Annotated in this window: 16 protein-coding genes; 14 read left to right on the forward strand and 2 right to left on the reverse strand. The window is 69.1% G+C overall.

Features of this window, described 5'->3' with window-relative positions; all coding sequences use genetic code 11:
* Positions 1 to 16: 16 nt before the first annotated feature.
* On the forward strand, positions 17 to 307 hold the full coding sequence (locus ABZW96_RS00405; protein WP_355069889.1) for a WHG domain-containing protein: 291 nt from the start codon (positions 17 to 19) through the stop codon (positions 305 to 307).
* Positions 308 to 426: 119 nt separating this feature from the next.
* On the opposite strand, the gene ABZW96_RS00410 is transcribed toward ABZW96_RS00405, so the two are convergent.
* Positions 427 to 1,278, reverse strand: a complete 852-nt coding sequence (locus ABZW96_RS00410; RefSeq protein WP_355069891.1) for a LuxR C-terminal-related transcriptional regulator — start codon at positions 1,276 to 1,278, stop codon at positions 427 to 429.
* 99 nt (positions 1,279 to 1,377) lie between these two features.
* Between ABZW96_RS00410 and ABZW96_RS00415 the strand changes: the two genes are divergently transcribed.
* The 13 genes from ABZW96_RS00415 (at position 1,378) to ABZW96_RS00475 (ending at position 16,017) form a co-directional block, all read left to right on the forward strand.
* Positions 1,378 to 3,012, forward strand: a complete 1,635-nt coding sequence (locus ABZW96_RS00415; protein ID WP_355069892.1) for an AMP-binding protein — start codon at positions 1,378 to 1,380, stop codon at positions 3,010 to 3,012.
* Positions 3,009 to 4,646, forward strand: a complete 1,638-nt coding sequence (locus ABZW96_RS00420) for an AMP-binding protein (RefSeq protein ID WP_355069894.1) — start codon at positions 3,009 to 3,011, stop codon at positions 4,644 to 4,646. Before ABZW96_RS00415 ends, ABZW96_RS00420 begins: the two co-directional genes overlap by 4 nt.
* A gap of 106 nt (positions 4,647 to 4,752) precedes the next feature.
* On the forward strand, positions 4,753 to 7,128 hold the full coding sequence (locus ABZW96_RS00425; protein WP_355070988.1) for a Tex family protein: 2,376 nt from the start codon (positions 4,753 to 4,755) through the stop codon (positions 7,126 to 7,128).
* Between the two features lie 27 nt (positions 7,129 to 7,155).
* Positions 7,156 to 8,076, forward strand: a complete 921-nt coding sequence (locus ABZW96_RS00430; RefSeq protein ID WP_355069895.1) for a hypothetical protein — start codon at positions 7,156 to 7,158, stop codon at positions 8,074 to 8,076.
* A gap of 165 nt (positions 8,077 to 8,241) precedes the next feature.
* Positions 8,242 to 8,532, forward strand: a complete 291-nt coding sequence (locus ABZW96_RS00435; RefSeq protein WP_355069896.1) for a hypothetical protein — start codon at positions 8,242 to 8,244, stop codon at positions 8,530 to 8,532.
* Positions 8,533 to 8,743: 211 nt separating this feature from the next.
* Positions 8,744 to 9,085: a 50S ribosomal protein L19 gene (gene rplS / locus ABZW96_RS00440; RefSeq protein ID WP_014352079.1), complete on the forward strand. Its 342-nt coding sequence runs from the start codon at positions 8,744 to 8,746 to the stop codon at positions 9,083 to 9,085.
* Between the two features lie 77 nt (positions 9,086 to 9,162).
* A complete protein-coding gene (lepB, locus tag ABZW96_RS00445) occupies positions 9,163 to 9,945 on the forward strand; it encodes a signal peptidase I (protein ID WP_355069897.1) in 783 nt (260 codons plus the stop codon).
* A 48-nt stretch (positions 9,946 to 9,993) separates the two neighbouring features.
* Entirely contained in the window at positions 9,994 to 10,779 is a 786-nt protein-coding gene (locus tag ABZW96_RS00450; RefSeq protein ID WP_355070990.1) for a ribonuclease HII, read from the forward strand.
* A gap of 46 nt (positions 10,780 to 10,825) precedes the next feature.
* Positions 10,826 to 11,131 carry a DUF2469 domain-containing protein gene (locus tag ABZW96_RS00455; RefSeq protein ID WP_011210678.1) on the forward strand — a complete coding sequence of 102 codons (306 nt, stop codon included), beginning with the start codon at positions 10,826 to 10,828 and terminating at the stop codon, positions 11,129 to 11,131.
* Between the two features lie 102 nt (positions 11,132 to 11,233).
* Positions 11,234 to 11,590, forward strand: a complete 357-nt coding sequence (locus ABZW96_RS00460) for a YraN family protein (protein WP_355069898.1) — start codon at positions 11,234 to 11,236, stop codon at positions 11,588 to 11,590.
* Positions 11,591 to 13,099 (forward strand): YifB family Mg chelatase-like AAA ATPase, encoded by a 1,509-nt coding sequence (locus ABZW96_RS00465; protein ID WP_355069899.1) that lies wholly within the window; start codon positions 11,591 to 11,593, stop codon positions 13,097 to 13,099. It abuts the gene before it with no gap.
* A 779-nt stretch (positions 13,100 to 13,878) separates the two neighbouring features.
* Entirely contained in the window at positions 13,879 to 15,039 is a 1,161-nt protein-coding gene (dprA, locus tag ABZW96_RS00470) for a DNA-processing protein DprA (protein ID WP_355069901.1), read from the forward strand.
* Positions 15,040 to 15,093: 54 nt separating this feature from the next.
* Positions 15,094 to 16,017 (forward strand): tyrosine-type recombinase/integrase, encoded by a 924-nt coding sequence (locus ABZW96_RS00475; RefSeq protein WP_355069902.1) that lies wholly within the window; start codon positions 15,094 to 15,096, stop codon positions 16,015 to 16,017.
* 1,210 nt (positions 16,018 to 17,227) lie between these two features.
* On the opposite strand, the gene ABZW96_RS00480 is transcribed toward ABZW96_RS00475, so the two are convergent.
* The gene (locus ABZW96_RS00480; protein WP_355069904.1) at positions 17,228 to 17,725 is read right to left on the reverse strand and encodes a GNAT family N-acetyltransferase; all 498 of its coding nucleotides are present in this window, start codon (positions 17,723 to 17,725) and stop codon (positions 17,228 to 17,230) included.
* Positions 17,726 to 17,802 lie beyond the last annotated feature (77 nt).

Genomic DNA, 17,802 nt, shown 5'->3' on the forward strand with positions numbered 1-17,802 from the left:
TGCACGGCTACATCGAGTGGGCACTGGCCCCTATCCGGCCCGCTTCAAGCTGGTCTTCGGCGCGTGGACGATCGACTCGCCCGAACTCGCCACGGCCGCTCACGCCGCGCAAGAGGCGCAGATCGACATCGTCGCCCGATGCCAAGCCGCGGGCGACCTTCCCGCCGGCGACCCCATCCGCCTCGCCGCCCTGCTCCGCGCACTCGCGCACGGCGCCGCCGACCTCGCCGCGGCGGGTCACCTCGCGGCCGATGGAAAGGCAACGCCGACCCCACCGACCTGGTCGACGACCTCCTCACCCACCTGAATCCGAATTCTCGAGCAGCCATGCGTCATCGGCCGTGCTCGGGCCTTCAGCACCGACGTCACCGCCGAGAGGTGTACCGACAACGGAACGTTGCCCTCGGTGGACTGCAGCGGGGATCGTCAGGGCAGCAGACCATGGCGGCGGGCGGCCACCACCGCCTCGTGCCGGGAGTGGGCGTCGAGTTTGACCATCGCGTTGCGAAGGTAGCTCTTCACGGTCTCCGGGCCGAGTGAGAGTCGTTGCGCCGCTTCCTGATTGGTGCAACCCAAGGCGATCTGGGATAGCACGTCGAGTTCTCGGCGGGACAGTTTCGGGCCGTCCGGCCGCGGGTCGCCGGTCATGACCCGGGTGAGGCGCTCGCATACCGCGTGCAGGCGTCCGCGCAGCCGATCGTCCTCGGTCGAGCGCGCCATGCCGCGCAGTTCGGCGTGGATGTCGCGGAGTTCCTCCGTGATCGCCGGTGCCGCGGCCGCCGACGGCGCGGTGACCTCCAGCATGCGCAGCCGACGGTCGACCTCGTCGCGAACGGCGATCTCGGTGGCCAAGCGGCGCCCGGCCTGCACGACCAGATCCGCGGTGCGGTCGCCCAGCGGACTCGCGCCGCGCGTCGCGGCGTAGAGCACCGCGCGGGAGCGCTGGTCCACCACCACGGGCACGGCGAGCACCGAGCGGATGCCCTCGCCGGAGACCGGCCCGTCGTAGTCGTGGGTGATCGAGGAGGCGCGGCGATAGTCGGAGACCGCGGCGGGCCGTCCGGAATCCATCACCCGTCCGCCCAGCCCGGAAGCCCGCACGACGGCCAGACCGCGCAGGCCGTTGGTCAGCGTGCCGACGAATTCCGACAGCAGCAGCGCGTCGCCGTGCACTTCGCCGCCGAACGCCACCGGCACGCCCGCCGCGCTCGCCACCCAGCGGATCTCGGCGCGCAGCGCGTCGCTGTCGCGCGGACGCAGCAGTGCGGTGTGGGTCACGAGACTCACCCCTTTTCGGGGGTAGTGGGCAGCGGGATGTGACCCACATCCTATTGCACACCCGGGTTGAGCTGGATCACAGAACGAGGAGAACTGAAGATGGGCACCGATCTGAATCAGCGGGTGCGCGAACTGCTGGACTGTTACGACCGCGCCGACGCGTCGGCGGCGGACCTGCTGTGTGATCGGCACCCGGCCGACCGGGTCGCCTTCACGATCGTCGAGGCCGACTTGGCCTCGACCGACCTCACCTACGGCGAACTGCGCGAACGCTCCGCCCGCTTCGCCGACGCACTCGCCGGACTCGGCGTCGAACCCGGCCACCGGGTCGCCACGCTGATGGCGAAATCCGCGGACCTGGTGGTCGCTCTGCTCGGGATCTGGCGCCGGGGTGCGGTGCACGTTCCGCTGTTCACCGCCTTCGCTCCGCCCGCGATCGCCCTGCGGTTGAACGCCAGTCGCGCCTCGGTCGTCATCGCCGATGCCGACCAGGCGCCGAAGCTGGCGCCGGGACCCGATCTGCCCGGCGATCCGTCCTGGCGGCTCATCGTCACCGGAGCGGAGGCGCCCGAAGGGGCGCTGCGGATGGACGAGTTGCTCCACGCTCATACGGCCACCTCTCCGCAGGCTCAGCCGATCGTGGTGGGCGGTGACGGACTGCTCGTCCAACTGTTCACCAGCGGCACCACGGGCACGCCCAAGGGTGTCCCGATTCCGCTGCGCGCGCTCGCCTCCTTCCACGCGTACCAGGAATTCGCGCTGGACGTCCGCCCCGACGACGTCTTTTGGAACGCCGCCGATCCGGGCTGGGCCTACGGGCTCTACTACGCCATCCTCGGCCCGCTGGCCACCGGCATCCGCAGCATCCTGCTGCACGCGGGCTTCTCGGCACCGCTGACCTGGCAGGTGCTGGAGACGTTCGGCGTCACCAACTTCGCCGCCGCCCCGACGGTATATCGAGCGTTGCGCGCCGACGGTGCCACGCCGCCCGTGCATTCCCGATTGCGCCGTGCGTCTTCGGCGGGAGAACCGCTGACCCCTGAAGTGGTCGCGTGGTCCGTCGAGTACCTCGGTGTCGCGGTGCGCGACCACTACGGCCAGACCGAGCACGGCATGGTTATCTGCAACGCCTGGCACGAAGACCTGGACACCGAGACCCCCGCCGGATCGATGGGTCGCTCGCTGCCCGGCTGGACCTGCGCCGTGCTCTCCGACGACGCCGACACGATCGCTCCCCCCGGCGAATTGGGCCGGGTCGCGATCGATACGGAACGCAGTCCGCTGCTGTGGTTCCTCGGCTATCTCGACGCTCCGGACCGCACCGCGCAGCGCTACACCGCCGACGGCCGCTGGTATCTGACCGGTGACGCGGGCTCACAGGACGCGGACGGCTTCTTCCGCTTCTCCTCCCGCGACGACGACGTGATCATCATGGCCGGCTACCGCATCGGCCCGTTCGAGGTGGAGAGCGTTCTGGTGCTGCACGAGCAGGTCGCGGAGGCGGCGGTGGTCGGCATGCCGGACGAACTGCGCGGCGAAGTGCTCGAGGCGTTCGTCGTGCTGCGTGACGGCGCCGTCGGCGGTGCCGAGTTGGAAGCCGAGCTACAGAGCCTGGTGAAGCGAAAGTTCGCGGCGCATGCCTACCCGCGCCGGGTTCACTTCGTGGCGAGCCTGCCGAAGACGCCCAGCGGCAAGGTGCAGCGGTTCGTGCTGCGGCAGGGCGGTGCCCGATGACTTCGGCCATGTTGCCCCTGCCCAGCTACGCCTCGGGCGTGTCGGACGTCGCGCTGCTCGGCGACACCATCGGCGGCAATCTCGATCGCGCGGTGGCGGCGTTCCCGGACCGGGAAGCCCTGGTGGATCTGCCGAGCGGACGGCGCTGGACCTATCGCGCTCTCGGCGCCGCGGTCGACGCCCTGGCCTGCGGCCTGGCCGCACAGGGCATCGGCAAGGGCGACCGGGTCGGCATCTGGGCGCCGAACCGCGCGGAATGGTTTCTGGTGCAGTACGCCACGGCGAAAATCGGCGCGATCCTGGTCAACATCAATCCGGCGTACCGCACCAGTGAACTGGAGTACGTGCTGTGCCAGGCGGGCGTGCGAATGCTCATCGCGGCCGAGCGGTTCAAGTCCTCGGACTACGTGGCGATGATCGAGCAGGTCCGGCCGAACTGTCCGGCGCTGACGCAGGTGCTCGTGCTGGGCACACCGGAGTGGGAGGCGCTGTCGGGCACCGAGACCGACACCGATCGGCTCGTCGAACTGGGCGCGCGGCTTTCCGCCGACGACCCGATCAACATCCAGTACACCTCGGGCACAACCGGTTTCCCGAAGGGCGCCACGCTCAGTCACCACAACATCCTGAACAACGGCTATTTCGTCGGGGAACTGTGCGGATACACCGAGCAGGACCGGATCTGCGTCCCGGTGCCGTTCTACCACTGCTTCGGCATGGTGATGGGCAACCTGGCGAGCACCAGCCACGGTGCCGCTATCGTGATTCCGTCGCTGTCGTTCGATCCGAGAGCGGCCCTGGCGGCGGTCGAAGCCGAGCGCTGCACCTCTCTCTACGGTGTGCCGACGATGTTCATCGACATGCTCGCCGCGCTGGACTCGGCCGCCGCGGACCTGTCCACGCTGCGCACCGGGATCATGGCGGGCTCGCCGTGTCCGGTCGAGGTGATGAAGCGGGTGATCGACCGGATGGGCATGCGCGAGGTCTGCATCTGCTACGGCATGACGGAGACGTCTCCGGTCAGCACCCAGACCCGGCGCGACGACGGCATCGAACGGCGCACCGCCACCGTCGGCCGGGTCGGGCCGCACCTGGAGGTCAAGATCGTCGATCCCGCAACGGGTCTCACGGTGCCGCGCGGCGAACCCGGCGAACTGTGCACCCGAGGCTATTCGGTGATGCTCGGGTACTGGGACGAGCCGGACAAGACCGCCGAGGCCATCGATGCCGCCCGTTGGATGCACACCGGCGACATCGGCGTGATGGACGACGAGGGCTATGTGGCCGTCACCGGCCGGATCAAGGACATGGTCATCCGGGGTGGCGAGAACGTCTACCCGCGGGAGATCGAGGAATTCCTCTACACTCATCCCGACATCCTGGACGCGCAGGTGATCGGTGTGCCGGATCCGAAGTACGGCGAAGAACTGATGGCCTGGATCCGGATGCGCGAGGGCGCAACGCCGTTGGACGCCACGGCCGTGCGCGACTTCGCCGCCGGCAAGCTGGCGCACTTCAAGATTCCCCGCTACGTGCATGTGGTCGAGGAATTCCCGATGACGGTCACCGGCAAGGTCCGCAAGGCGCAGATGCGGGAACTGTCGCGGCGGCTGCTCGGCCTGGACGACAGCTGAGACGAGGGAGGTTCACCTGGGTGTGGACCGCGTGTCAGGCGGCGACGGTAGTGTCTCCGACGTGACGACAGCGCCCGAGACTGCCAGTGCAGAGTCCACACCCGCCGTGCCACGTTCCGACACCGCGGGCCCAGCCAGCGTGAACCGTCGCATCGCCGAGGAACTCGCGGTGCGCGAGACCCAGGTGCGCGCCGCCGTCGAGCTGCTCGACGCGGGCTCGACGGTGCCGTTCATCGCCCGGTACCGCAAGGAGGTCACCGGCGGCCTGGACGACGCGCAGCTGCGCGTGCTCGACGAGCGTCTGCACTACCTGCGCGAACTCGACGAGCGCAGGGCCGCGATCATCGAATCGATCCGGGGCCAGGGCAAACTCGACGACGCTCTGCATCGGCAGCTCCTGCTCGCCGAGACCAAGGCCCGGCTCGAGGACATCTACCTGCCGTACAAGCCGAAGCGGCGCACGAAGGCGCAGATCGCGCGTGAGGCCGGGCACGAGCCGGTGGCCGACGCCCTGATCGAGGATCCGAACACCGACCCGGCGCAGTACACCGCCGAGCAACTCGACGGCGCGCGCGCCATCCTGGTCGAACGTTTCGCCGAGGACGCCGATCTGGTCGGCGAGTTGCGCGAACTGATGTGGAACCGCGGGCAGGTCACCTCGACCGTGCGCGCGGGCAAGGAGGAGGCGGGCGCGAAGTTCGCCGACTATTTCGAGTTCAGCGAGCCGTTCGACAAGCTGCCCTCCCACCGCATCCTGGCGCTGCTGCGCGGCGAGAAGGAGGAGGTGCTCACCCTGCACCTCGAACCGGATACCGAGGAGCCGCAGCCGGGCGAACGCACCGTCTACGAGGGTCGTATCGCCACTCGCTTCGGCATCGCCGACCGGGGCCGCCCCGCCGACTCCTGGCTGCTGGACACGGTGCGCTGGGCTTGGCGGACCAAGCTGCAGGTCAGCCTCGGCATCGACACCAGGATGCGGTTGCGGCAGGCGGCGGAGAAGGACGCGGTGGACGTGTTCGCCGCGAATCTGCGCGATCTGCTGCTCGCCGCCCCCGCGGGCACCCGCACGACGATGGGTCTGGACCCCGGCTACCGCACCGGCGTGAAAGTGGCGGTGGTCGACGCCACCGGCAAGGTGGTCGCCACCGAGGTGATCTACCCGCATAAACCGCAGGGCCAGACCGAGAAGTCGCTCGCGGTGCTCGGCGCGTTGGTGGCCCGATTCGGCGTGGAACTCATCGCCATCGGCAACGGCACCGCCTCGCGCGAGACCGACGCCCTTGCCGCCGAATTGATCTCGCGCATCCCGGAGAACAAGCCCACCAAGATCGTGGTCTCCGAGGCGGGCGCTTCGGTGTACTCCGCCTCGGCCTACGCCTCGCAGGAGCTGCCCGAGCTGGACGTGTCGCTGCGCGGCGCGGTGTCGATCGCGCGCCGGCTGCAGGACCCGCTGGCCGAACTGGTGAAGATCGATCCGAAGTCCATCGGCGTCGGCCAGTACCAGCACGACGTGTCCGAATCGCTGCTGGCCCGTTCGCTGGGCGCGGTGGTCGAGGACGCGGTGAACGCGGTCGGCGTGGACGTGAACACCGCCTCGGTGCCGCTGCTGTCGCGGGTCTCCGGCATCGCCGGGTCGGTGGCGGAGAGCATCGTGGCGCACCGGGATCAGAACGGCCCGTTCCGCAGCAGGACCGCGCTGCTCGACGTCCCGCGGCTGGGCCCGAAGGCGTTCGAACAGTGCGCGGGCTTCCTGCGCATTCGCGGCGGCGACGATCCGCTGGACACCTCCGCGGTGCACCCGGAGGCGTATCCGGTGGTGCGGCGCATCCTCGAATCGACGGGACGCGGCATCGCGGAGATCATCGGCAACACCACGGCGCTGCGCTCGCTGCGCGCGGGCGATTTCACCGACGAGCGCTTCGGTGTCCCGACCGTCACCGACATCATCGCCGAGCTGGAGAAGCCGGGGCGCGACCCGCGTCCGGAATTCAAGACCGCTGAGTTCGCCGCGGGCGTGGAGAAAGTCGCCGACCTGAAGCCGGGCATGGTGCTCGAGGGCGTGGTGACCAACGTGGCCGCCTTCGGCGCGTTCGTCGACGTGGGCGTGCACCAGGACGGCTTGGTGCATGTCTCGGCCATGTCGCACAACTTCGTCAAGGATCCGCGCGAAGTGGTCAAGTCCGGCGACGTCGTGAAGGTGAAGGTGCTCGAGGTGGACGTCGCGCGCCAGCGCATCGGTCTGTCCCTGCGCCTGGACGACGAACCCGGCACGCCCGCCAAGGGCGGCGACAACCGGCAGCGCGGTCAAGGCGGCGGCCGATCCGGTGGAGGCGATCAGCGGCAGCGGCAGAATGGTCAGAACAGGCAGCAGGGCCAGAACCGCAATCAAGGACAGGGGCGTGGCGGCAATCAGCGCAGGAACGCGCCGGCACCTAGCGGCGCGATGGCGGACGCCTTGCGCAGGGCGGGTTTCGGCCAGTAGCCCGGTCCGCAGGAGGAAGTAGCGGCCATGCGACGGTGGCTCCACGAGGACGTGATCGCCCAAGGGCGGCTGCCGTTGCTGTGCTTCCTGCTCGGATTCATCGTCGGATTCCTGTTCATCCGCCTCAGCGTCCGGCTGATCCGCGCGCGGGTGCGCTGGTGGCCGGGCAACCTGCGGGCCGGTGACACGCACATCCACCACATGGTGTTCGGGGTGATCCTGCTGCTGTCCTCCGGCGTCGGCATGGTCGCCCAGTACGAGAGCGCCGACACCGCCACGGGCAGCATCCTCGCCGCGCTGTTCGGCGTGGGCGCCGCTCTGGTGCTCGACGAATTCGCGCTGATCTTCTATCTGCGCGACGTGTATTGGGAGGAGCAGGGGCGGACATCGGTGGACGCGGTGTTCGTCGCGCTCGCCGTGACAGGATTGCTGCTGCTGGGCTTCCATCCGCTGTGGCTGCTGGACATCAACGATTTCCGGCGGGATCCGAGCCTGGAGGTCCGCTCCTTCGTCGTCGTGTTCGCCGTGGTCAACCTCGCTCTCGCCGCCATCGTGATCGCCAAAGGGAAGATCTGGACCGGCCTGTTCGGCATGTTCTTCCTGCCGTTGCTGGTCGTCGGTGCGCTGCGGCTGAGCCGCCCTGGCGCGCCCTGGGCGCGCTGGCGTTACGGCGACCGCAGGCGCCTGAGGTACCGGGCCATCGTCCGGGAACGGCGATACCGTCGCCCGGTCATCCGCGCCAAGATCTTCGTGCAGGATCTGGTCGCCGGAAAACCGGACGTCGAGCACGTCCGCACGGCGGCGGAGGCGGAACTCACCCGTACGGTTGTGCCCGCCCCGCCCGCTCCGCACCGCGACCATTCGTTCTGGCACTCCGACCACGGCTCGCCGCGTACGCCCGGCCCGCCGCCTGTCCAGGACGCGATCTCCGGCGAACAGCACCGCTGACGAACGCTCAGCGGAGGGGTCGGCCGGCAACGTGCCGTGCGCGGCGGGGGATGATCGGGGTCGCGTGAGATTGCCGGAAGCCTCTGTGTCGCGTAACCCGTAAATGGTTCTGTCGCAGGACATTTTTCGATCGACGGTGGCTATGCGTATACGTATACTGCGTTCATGTTGGATCCGCTCAGCCTTGCGGTCGGCGCCGGCCTCGTCGGTGTCGGCTGGGTATGTGGTCGATTCGTGCCTCGGCGAGGCCGGGCGGGGAAGGAGCTTCGCGCACGCTGCGGTTGTGGTCACGACCTGGCACTGCACGACCGCTCCTCGGGCGCTTGTCACGCCGAGATCTCCCGCAAAGGCATCCACGGCCTGCGTGAGTGGGTCGGTTGCAACTGCCGCCGCTACACCGGCCCGATTCCGCTCGAAGAAGTGTTCGCCTCGCCCATACTCCCGCCGGAGTCGTGAACCGATCGCACCGCCTCGGGCGTAACGTGAAGAGACCGCCGACTCGCCACCACCAGGGTCGATTTCTTCCACGGCGCGCCGATCTGGCACAATGCTCAGGTTGCCCTGGGTGGTTGTCGACCCGGCGCATCCCATTGATCGGAGCATGAACCGGCCGAGCACGCCAAGTGCCGCCAGGGTCCTCTGTTCGCGCGAAACCATAAGGATGGAAATGAACACCCTTGACTTCGTCGACGAGAAGTCGCTGCGCAGCGACGTCCCCGAGTTCCGGCCGGGCGACACGCTGAACGTGCACGTGAAGGTCATCGAAGGCTCGAAGGAGCGCATCCAGGTCTTCAAGGGCGTCGTGATCCGTCGCCAGGGTGGTGGCATCCGCGAGACCTTCACCGTCCGCAAGGTGTCGTTCGGTGTCGGCGTCGAGCGCACCTTCCCGGTGCACAGCCCGAACATCGACCACATCGATGTCGTGACCCGCGGTGATGTCCGTCGCGCCAAGCTGTACTACCTGCGCGACCTGCGTGGCAAGGCCGCCAAGATCAAGGAAAAGCGCTGAGTTAGCTTTTCGGCACAACAGATCTTCCTCAGCCCGGCATCGGACCTCGGTTTCGCTGCCGGGCTAATCTGTTCGGCGTGGCAGACGAAAGTGGGTCGGTATCGGTGTCCGAATCGGGCGACGAGAGTACGCGGGCGGGTCGCGCCAAGCGGCGATCGAAGAAGAAGCAGCGGCCGTTCTGGCAGGAATTGCCGATCCTCATCGTGATCGCCGCGGTGATCGCCGCGCTGATGGTTACCTTTGTCGGTCGGCCGTACGTGATTCCCTCGGAGTCGATGGAAACCACGTTGCACGGATGCGCCGGATGCACCGGCGACCGCATCTACGTGCAGAAGCTGAGCTACTACTGGGGCGACCCGCAACCGGGCGACGTGGTCGTGTTCGTCGGCCCGCCGTCATGGAACACCCGCTACCAGTCGATCCGCTCGGACAATCCCGCGGTCCGTGGCGTGCAGAACTTCTTCTCCTTCTTCGGCTTGGTGCCGCCGGACGAGAACGATCTGGTGAAGCGCGTCATCGCGGTCGGCGGCCAGACCGTGGAGTGCTGCGACCCGCAGGGGCGGGTCATCGTGGACGGCAAGCCGCTGGACGAGCCGTACGCCCGGTACCTCGCCCCGTACGTGCCCGGCCAGCCCTACAACGCGTCCGGCGGCCGCGAGTTCAAGCCCGTGAAGGTGCCCGAAGGGCATCTGTGGGTGATGGGCGACAACCGCAACCAGTCCGCCGACTCCCGCGCCCACATCACCGACGAACTGCAGGGCACCATCCCCGTGGAGAACGTCCGCGGCAAGGCGGTGTTCAAGATCTGGCCGCCCGGACGGATCGGTCCGGTGCACTCGGAGAATCCCCAGCAGAACTGATCACGCGAGGCGCTGGATAATTGAACGGTGGGGCAAGGTCGAGTGCCGGTGGGTAACGGTTGGCCGCCGCGTGTGGTGATGCGCAGGGCCGGAGGATTGCGCACGCTCGAGGCGGCGTTGATCCGCAGTGGTCTGGGGCCGGTCGCGGGTGTCGACGAGGCGGGGCGCGGCCCCTGCGCGGGACCACTGGTGGTGGCGGCGTGCCTGCTGGCCCCGAAGGCCTACGACAGGCTGGCCGGCCTCGACGACTCCAAGAAGCTCACCGAGGCCACTCGCGAAGAGCTGTATCCGGTGATCGTCCGTCTGGCACTCGCTTATCAGGTCGTCGTGATCCCGGCCTGGGAGATCGACTCGATCGGCATCCACGTCGCCAATATCGAGGGGATGCGCCGCGCCGTGGCCGGGCTCCGGCGCACTCCCGGCTACGTGCTGACCGATGGGTTCCGGGTGCCCGGCATACCGGTGCCTTCGCTGCCGGTGATCGGCGGCGACGGTGCGGCGGCCTGCATCGCGGCGGCCAGCATCCTGGCCAAGGTCACCAGGGACCGCATCATGGTCGAGCTGGACGGGCGGTTCCCCGGCTACGGATTCGCCGCCCACAAGGGCTACAACACGCCCGAGCACACCGCCGCGTTGCAACGTCTCGGCCCGAGCAGCGAGCACCGGCGCTCCTGGCGCAACGTACGCGAAGCCGCCGGGTTGCGCCCGGTCGCGGCGGCGGCCGATGTCGCGGACGCCGTACTGGCCGAGGGCTTGGACGAGGCGCTGTCGGAGCAGTTTCCGAACGGGCGTACGGCTGGCCGAGTAGCTACCGATGCAGCGCATGCGCGATGATGTCACCACACGACGCGATGCGGCGAGAAGGAGGACGTCCCACCCGATGAGTGCCGAGGACCTCGAGAAGTACGAAACCGAGATGGAGCTCTCGCTGTATCGCGAGTACAAGGACATCGTCGGTCAGTTTTCGTACGTGGTGGAGACCGAGCGCCGCTTCTACCTGGCCAATTCCGTGGAGCTGCGGCCGCAGAACGCGGACGGCGAGGTGTACTTCGAGGTGCGGATGAGCGACGCGTGGGTCTGGGACATGTACCGCCCGGCCCGCTTCGTCAAGCACGTCCGGGTCATCACCTTCAAAGACGTCAACATCGAGGAGCTGGAGAAGCCGGACCTGCGCTTGCCCGAGTGAGCCCGCCCGGCGTTCTGCACAGCGACTCGGTTATCAACAGGTTTTCCGATTCCCCAGGTCGGCTGGCGCTGACCTGATCCGGCTGCGGCGCACGCTGGCCGGGTGACGGACAAACAGGCGCTCGGCGCGCACGGGGAGGAATTAGCGGCGGACTTTCTGCGCGCCGCGGGGATGGAAATCGTCGCCAGGAACTGGCGGTGCCGATACGGCGAGCTCGATCTGATCGCCCGCGACGGGGATGTGACCGCCTTCGTCGAGGTCAAGACCCGCTCCGGGCTGGGCTACGGCACACCCGCGGAGTCGGTCACCTTCGCCAAGCGGCAGCGGATCCGGCGGCTGGCGCTGCTGTGGCTGGCCGAGCAGGACGGACCGTGGCGGCGCATCCGGTTCGACGTGGTGTCGGTGCTGGTGGCGCGGGGGCGTACACCGGTCATCGACCATCTCGAGGCGGTGTTCTGAATGGCGCTGGGGCGGGCGCACTCGGTCGCCGTCACCGGCGTGGACGGTCTGCTCGTCGAGATCGAGGCAGATATCGGACAGGGCCTGCCATCGGTCCACCTGGTCGGGCTTCCCGACACCGCGTTGCAGGAATCCCGTGACCGGATCCGCTCCGCGGTGGCGAACTCGGGGGAGAAGTGGCCCGACGGCCGGGTGGTTCTCGCGCTGTCGCCCGCGACACTGCCGAAGCTGGGCAGCGTGTACGACTTGGCGCTCGCGATCGCCGTGCTGGACGCGTCCGGCTCGGTGCCCTCCGAACGGCTCGCGAAGACGGTGCTGCTCGGCGAACTCGCGCTGGACGGACGGGTGCGGCGAGTGCGCGGCATCCTGCCCGCCGTGCTCGCCGCGCGCAGGGCGGGCTGGTCGACCGTCGTGGTGCCCGCGGTGACCCTGGCGGAGGCCGGGCTCGTCGAGGGCATCGAGGTCTTCGGGGCGCGCAGTTTGCGCGCGGTGGTGGCCTGGTTGCGCGGGGAAGGCACGCTCGACGAGCCGGACGGCGACCTGCCGGACACGGTGCGCCACGGCGGCGATCTGAGCGAGGTGGTGGGGCAGGAAGAAGCCCGCTGGGCTTTGGAGGTGGCCGCGGCGGGCGGGCACCACCTGCTGCTGACCGGGCCGCCCGGCATCGGCAAAACCATGCTGGCCCAACGTCTTCCTGGGCTGCTGCCACCGCTCACGGAGACCGAGGCGCTGGAGGTCACCGCCATCCACTCCATGGCGGGCACACTCGCAGGCGATCACCCGTTGGTCACCGCGCCGCCGTTCGTCGCCCCGCACCACTCGACCTCGGTGACCGCGATGATCGGCGGCGGATCGGGGACCGCGAGGCCGGGCGCGGTCAGCCGAGCCCACCGCGGTGTTCTGTTCCTCGACGAATGTGCCGAGCTCGGCACGAAAGTGCTGGAAGCGATGCGAACGCCGTTGGAAGAAGGGGAAGTGCGCATCGCCCGGCGCGACGGTGTCGCGCGGTACCCGGCCCGCTTCCAGCTGGTGCTGGCGGCCAATCCGTGCCCATGTGCTCCGGCGCGCGACGTCGACTGCATCTGCGCGCCGCTGGCTCGCCGTCGCTATCTCGGCAAATTGTCCGGTCCGCTGATGGACCGGATCGACATCTGGGTGCGGATGCACGGGCAGTCCGGCGCGGCGTTCAGCACCGATGCGGCCGAGAGCAGCGAGGTGGTCCGCGGCCGGGTCGCCGTCGCACGGCGCGCTGCCGCCGACCGGTGGCGCGAATACGGATGGCTCACCAACGCTGAGGTTCCCGGCCACATCCTGCGTCAACGATTCCGGTTGCCGCGCGAATCGCTCGCTCCGGTCGAGGCCGCGTTGCGCCTCGGTCGCATGTCCGCGCGGGGTGCCGACCGAGCCATCCGCGTCGCGTGGACCATATGCGATCTGCGCGGCGGCGAGCTGCCCTCGGCGCAGGACGTACTGTCCGCGTTGAACTTCCGTCAGCGGGGTGCGCAATGAGTGCGACAGTGCCGCCCGAAGGCGCGGACGACCTGCCTGTGGCCGCCGATGTGCCTACCGCCGGGGATGTGGCTGGGGTCGTGGATGTGCTTGCGTGTGCGAACGCAACTGCAGCCGACAGCGGGTGTGTGGCCGGCGATGTATCCACCGCCGAGGACGGGCCTCGGGTTGCGGACGTGCTTGCGGGCGCGGACGTAGTTGCAGCCGATAGGGCGTGTGTGGCAGTCGATGTGCCTGCCGCCGAGGATGTGGCTGGGGGCGCGGACGTGATTGCGGGCGCGAACGCAACTGCAGCCGACAGTGCGCCTGTGGCCGCCGATGCGCCCGCGGTGGTGGACATGCCTCGAAGCATTGATTTATCCGGCGTCGTGAATCTGCCAGCGATCGTCGGCGCCCCTGTGGTCTTCGGGGCAATGGCGGGGGCCCACATGCGCGCAGCCGCAGATTCGCCTGCAGTCGCCGAGGTGGTTGTTCCTGGTGTCGGACAGGCGCGTGAGGCCGTGGACGTGCCCGCATCAATAGATCTGCCTGCCCGGGCGGGTTTGTCCGTGGTTGTAGACGTGGCTGGGAATGCCGAAGGGCGCGACGTGGATGTGCCTGCCGTCGTCGAGGTGCCCGCGATGGTGGCGGTCTCTGGAGTCGGGGACTCGAGTGCAGGCGCGGATCGCTCTGTGCTCGCGGAGGTGGCTGCTACGGCGAACGGAGTACCGGTTGTCGAGACGCCGGCAGCGGCGGGCGTTCCTGGGGTCGTAGATGCGCCTGCGGTGGTTGGTGTGCCCGTGAGCGGAGCGGGATCGTCGTCCGGTGAATGCGACGACCCGCGGCTCGCGTGGGTGTATCTGTCGCGGGTGGTGCAGGGGCCGTGTGCTCCGCTGTCGGCGCTCATCGAGTCGGTCGGGGTTGTCGAGGCGGCCCGTGCCGTGCGGGAGTGCGCGTTGCCCGAGCCGCTTCGCGGTCCCACGGCGCAGCGGCGTGACATCGATCTCGCGGCGCGGGATCTCGAGACCGTCGAGCGGATCGGCGGGCGCGTGGTGACGCCGGACGATCCGGAATGGCCCGCATGGCGCATGCTCGGTCTCGCCCAGCTCGAGCCGGGCAAGGATCGCGACGGCGCGGTACCGCTGGTGTTGTGGGTACGTGGCCCGCGCTCGTTGCTGGAATCCAGTGAACGCGCGGTGGCGGTGGTCGGTGCGCGGTGCAGCACCGGCTACGGAAACCGGGTCACGGGGGAGATCGCGGGCGACCTCGCCGCGCAGGGGTGGACCATCGTGTCCGGAGCGGCGTTCGGTATCGACGGCATGGCGCACCGGGCAGCGCTGGCGGTGGAAGGCCCCACGATCGCCGTGCTGGCCTGCGGCATCGACCGGCCCTATCCGGTGCAGCACGAACGCCTGCTGGCCGATATAGCCGAATCAGGTTTGGTCGTCAGCGAATACCCGCCCGGCGTCACCGCACAGAAGCATCAGTTCCTGGCCCGGAACCGCTTGATCGCCGCTCTCGCCGACGGCGTGATCGTCGTCGAGGCGGGCCTGCGCAGCGGCGCGCGCAACACCGTCAAATGGGCACGCCGCATGGGTCGTCCCGCCTTGGCCGTGCCGGGTCCGGTGACCTCGGCCGCTTCGGTGGGCTGTCACCGCATGATCCGCGACGGCGAAGCCCTGCTGGTGACCCGAGCCGAAGAAGTCGTCGACGAGGCCGGACCGTTGCGGCTGTCGATCCCCGCGGCGGCAGCGGGCGGCAATCCGGGGGATCAGCTGACCGAAGACGACGCGCTGGTCTTCGCGGCGCTGCCGAGAATCGGCTCACGACTGCCACTGGAGGTCGCCCGGCAGTGCGGATTGTCGCTTCCGGTGGTCCGTGCGACTTTGTCCGCTCTCGAATTGGCGGGTCTGGTGTCCAGTGACGAAAGCGGTTGGCACCGAACGGTACGGGGTCGATGAGCGGGTTCGGCGCGGTCGCTTGCCATCCGGACCACGGGTGGGGACGGTGGAGGCATGGACGAACTGCCCGAAGACCTGGAAGCGCTGCTGACGGAGTACGGCAGGCATCTGCTGCTCGGGCGCAACCGCTCGGAGCACACGGTGCGCGCGTATCTGGGGGACGCGCGATCCTTGCTGGAGCATCTGTACGCGCGATCGGCGGATTCGGCGATTCGCGAACTGGACCTGATGTTGCTGCGTTCGTGGCTGGCCCGGCAAGCCGCCGCGGGTGCGGCGCGCACGACCGTGGCCCGGCGGGCGTCATCGGCGCGCACGTTCACCGCGTGGCTCACCCGGACCGGCCGGCTGCCTGTCGATCCCGGACTGCGTTTGGGGTCGCCGAAGGCGCATCGCGTGCTGCCCGCCGTACTCGGGCGGCAACAGGCGCTCGGTGCCATGGACGCGGCGGAATCCGGTGCCGCGCAGCGCGATCCGATGGCGCTGCGCGATCGGGCGATCGTGGAATTGCTGTACGCCACCGGTATCCGGGTCAGCGAGTTGTGCGGGCTGGACATCGAAGACGTGGACCGCGAGCGGCGCGTGGTGCGGGTGCTCGGCAAAGGCAACAAGGAGCGCTCGGCGCCGTTCGGCACGCCCGCCGACGAGGCGGTAGGCAACTGGCTGCGCTACGGACGCCCCGCTTTCGCCACCGCGGACTCGGGTCGAGCGCTGCTGCTCGGCCGCCGCGGCAGGCGCTTGGATCAGCGCCAGGCCAGAACCGTTGTGCACGAGGTGGTCTCGGCCATCCCCGGCGCACCGGACCTGGCGCCGCACGGTCTGCGGCACACCGCGGCGACCCACCTCCTCGAGGGCGGTGCCGACCTGCGCGTGGTCCAGGAACTCCTCGGACACGCAAGCATGGCCACCACTCAGCTCTACACCCACGTCTCCATCGACCGTCTCAAGAAGGTGCACGACCAGGCTCACCCCCGCGCCTGACCCGCTCGTGGGGCGGTGGCGGCGACGGGGCGTAGTGCGTGCACGTTGGTTTCGCCGATACCCAAGTGATCGGTCCGGGTGAGGGCCGAGCGAACGAGTGCATGCAGCTCACCTTCGGCGACGCGGCGTCCATCGGCTTCGGCCCTTTGGGGTCACGCGGAGACGGCGGCATCTTGAAGGCGACGACAAATAGCCCGGCTGTCGATGCCAATCACGGTGTCGGCAACCGGTCGGATGGCCGGGCACGCTGTCCTCCGGTACCGCCAGCGGGCGCGCACGTGCACAGTGCGCCGGGCCCATGCTTTGGCCTGTTGGAGCGCGTGCGGCCCGTGGCGTGCCGCTGGGCCTGCCGGGAGGGCGGTGGTCCGTGTGTTGGCCTGCTGGAGCATGTGCGAGTGTGGGCGGCCCGTGGCGCGCCGCTGGGCCTGCTGGAGTGTGCGTGAAGTCGCGCCGTTCGTGTGTTGGCCTGCTGGAGCGTGTGCGAGTGCTGGCGGCCCGTGCTGGCCATCCTGGAGTGTGTGCGTGGGGGCGGCGGTTCGTGCGTAGCCTGCTGGAGTGTCTGGGGGGCGGCGGTTCGTGTGTTGGCCTGCTGGAGCGTGGGCGAGTGCTGGCGCCCCGTGCTGGCCATCCTGGGGTATGCGTGGGGCGGCGGTTCGTGTGTTGGCCTGCTGGAGCGTGTGCGAGTGCTGGCGGCCCGTGCTGGCCATCCTGGAGTGTGTGCGTGGGGGCGGCGGTTCGTGCGTAGCCTGCTGGAGTGTCTGGGGGCGGCGGTCCGTGCCTTGCCCTGCCTGAGCGTGTGCGTGTGTTGGCGGCTAGTGCCCTTGGCTTGCTGGAGTGTGTGGGGGCGGCGGTTCGTGCGTGGGCCTGCTGGAGAGTGTGGGTGAGGGAGGCGTGGCCTGTGCGTTGGCCTACCGGAGTGTGGGCGGCCGGTGCTCTTGGCCTGCTGGACTGTGTGCGACGAGTGTGGGCGGGGCCAGTGCCTTAGCCTGCCTGCCTGCCTGCCTGCCGGCGCGTGTGCGTGGGAGGCCGTGTGGGCTTTATCGAGTGAGCCGCATCCATTTTGCTCGTCGCGCCCCTGCCGAACCCGCATCTTCGCAGTGCGGTCGCCGGTTCCGCCCAGGCGGCGCGCGCCGGGACACCCGGCATCGTCGCAGGCCGCGATCTCCCGGACAAAGGGAGTGAGCGGACAAGCGACAACATCCGCGACCCGTCACGGGCTGACGTAGTAATGCACCCGCGCCTCTTGTCCATCCGAGGTATGCCAACCGCCGAGCCCGCTGTACACCTGCCGCCAACCGTGCCGCTCGTACATCGCAATCGCCGCCGCACTGTCGGAGGCCACGGTGAGTACAGCACGGTGCCCCAGGCTCGCGGCCATGCGCGCAGTCGCGGTCAGCAACTGCGAACCCACTCCAACCCGGCGCGCGGCCGGGACGACATACAGCCGGATCACCGAGACGACAGTCTCCGCGCCGACCGATTCGCGCACGACCTCCGGCATTCCGCCGCCCGTGCCGAGTCCGGCGTGCCCGACCACCGCTCCGTCGTGTTCGGCGACAAGGGCCGCGAGGAGTTTGGGCGGCGACAGCCAGCCTGCCGGGTTCGCAGGCCACACGTCCGGATACCGATCGCTGTCGTGGACGTGCCGCAGTGCCGCGGCGCAGGCGTCGAGATCACCCTCGGTGCGCGGTCGAATGATGACGCTCATCTCGACCATTCTTACTGCCCCACGCTGGAGGCAGCATTATTCAGACCGATCGGTTGGATTTCCGTTCATTGTCGTGC

The organism is Nocardia sp. NPDC004168 (genome assembly GCF_040610355.1).
GTDB classification, from domain to species: Bacteria; Actinomycetota; Actinomycetes; order Mycobacteriales; family Mycobacteriaceae; genus Nocardia; species Nocardia sichangensis.

Bases quoted from the DNA above. Each gene is read 5' to 3' on its own strand.
- ABZW96_RS00475 (WP_355069902.1), top strand. From the start codon at position 15,094: ATGGACGAACTGCCCGAAGACCTGGAAGCGCTGCTGACGGAGTACGGC.
- ABZW96_RS00430 (WP_355069895.1), top strand. From the start codon at position 7,156: ATGCGACGGTGGCTCCACGAGGACGTGATCGCCCAAGGGCGGCTGCCG.
- ABZW96_RS00415 (WP_355069892.1), top strand. From the start codon at position 1,378: ATGGGCACCGATCTGAATCAGCGGGTGCGCGAACTGCTGGACTGTTAC.
- ABZW96_RS00480 (WP_355069904.1), bottom strand. From the start codon at position 17,725: ATGAGCGTCATCATTCGACCGCGCACCGAGGGTGATCTCGACGCCTGC.
- ABZW96_RS00465 (WP_355069899.1), top strand. From the start codon at position 11,591: ATGGCGCTGGGGCGGGCGCACTCGGTCGCCGTCACCGGCGTGGACGGT.
- ABZW96_RS00435 (WP_355069896.1), top strand. From the start codon at position 8,242: ATGTTGGATCCGCTCAGCCTTGCGGTCGGCGCCGGCCTCGTCGGTGTC.
- rplS (WP_014352079.1), top strand. From the start codon at position 8,744: ATGAACACCCTTGACTTCGTCGACGAGAAGTCGCTGCGCAGCGACGTC.
- ABZW96_RS00420 (WP_355069894.1), top strand. From the start codon at position 3,009: ATGACTTCGGCCATGTTGCCCCTGCCCAGCTACGCCTCGGGCGTGTCG.
- ABZW96_RS00455 (WP_011210678.1), top strand. From the start codon at position 10,826: ATGAGTGCCGAGGACCTCGAGAAGTACGAAACCGAGATGGAGCTCTCG.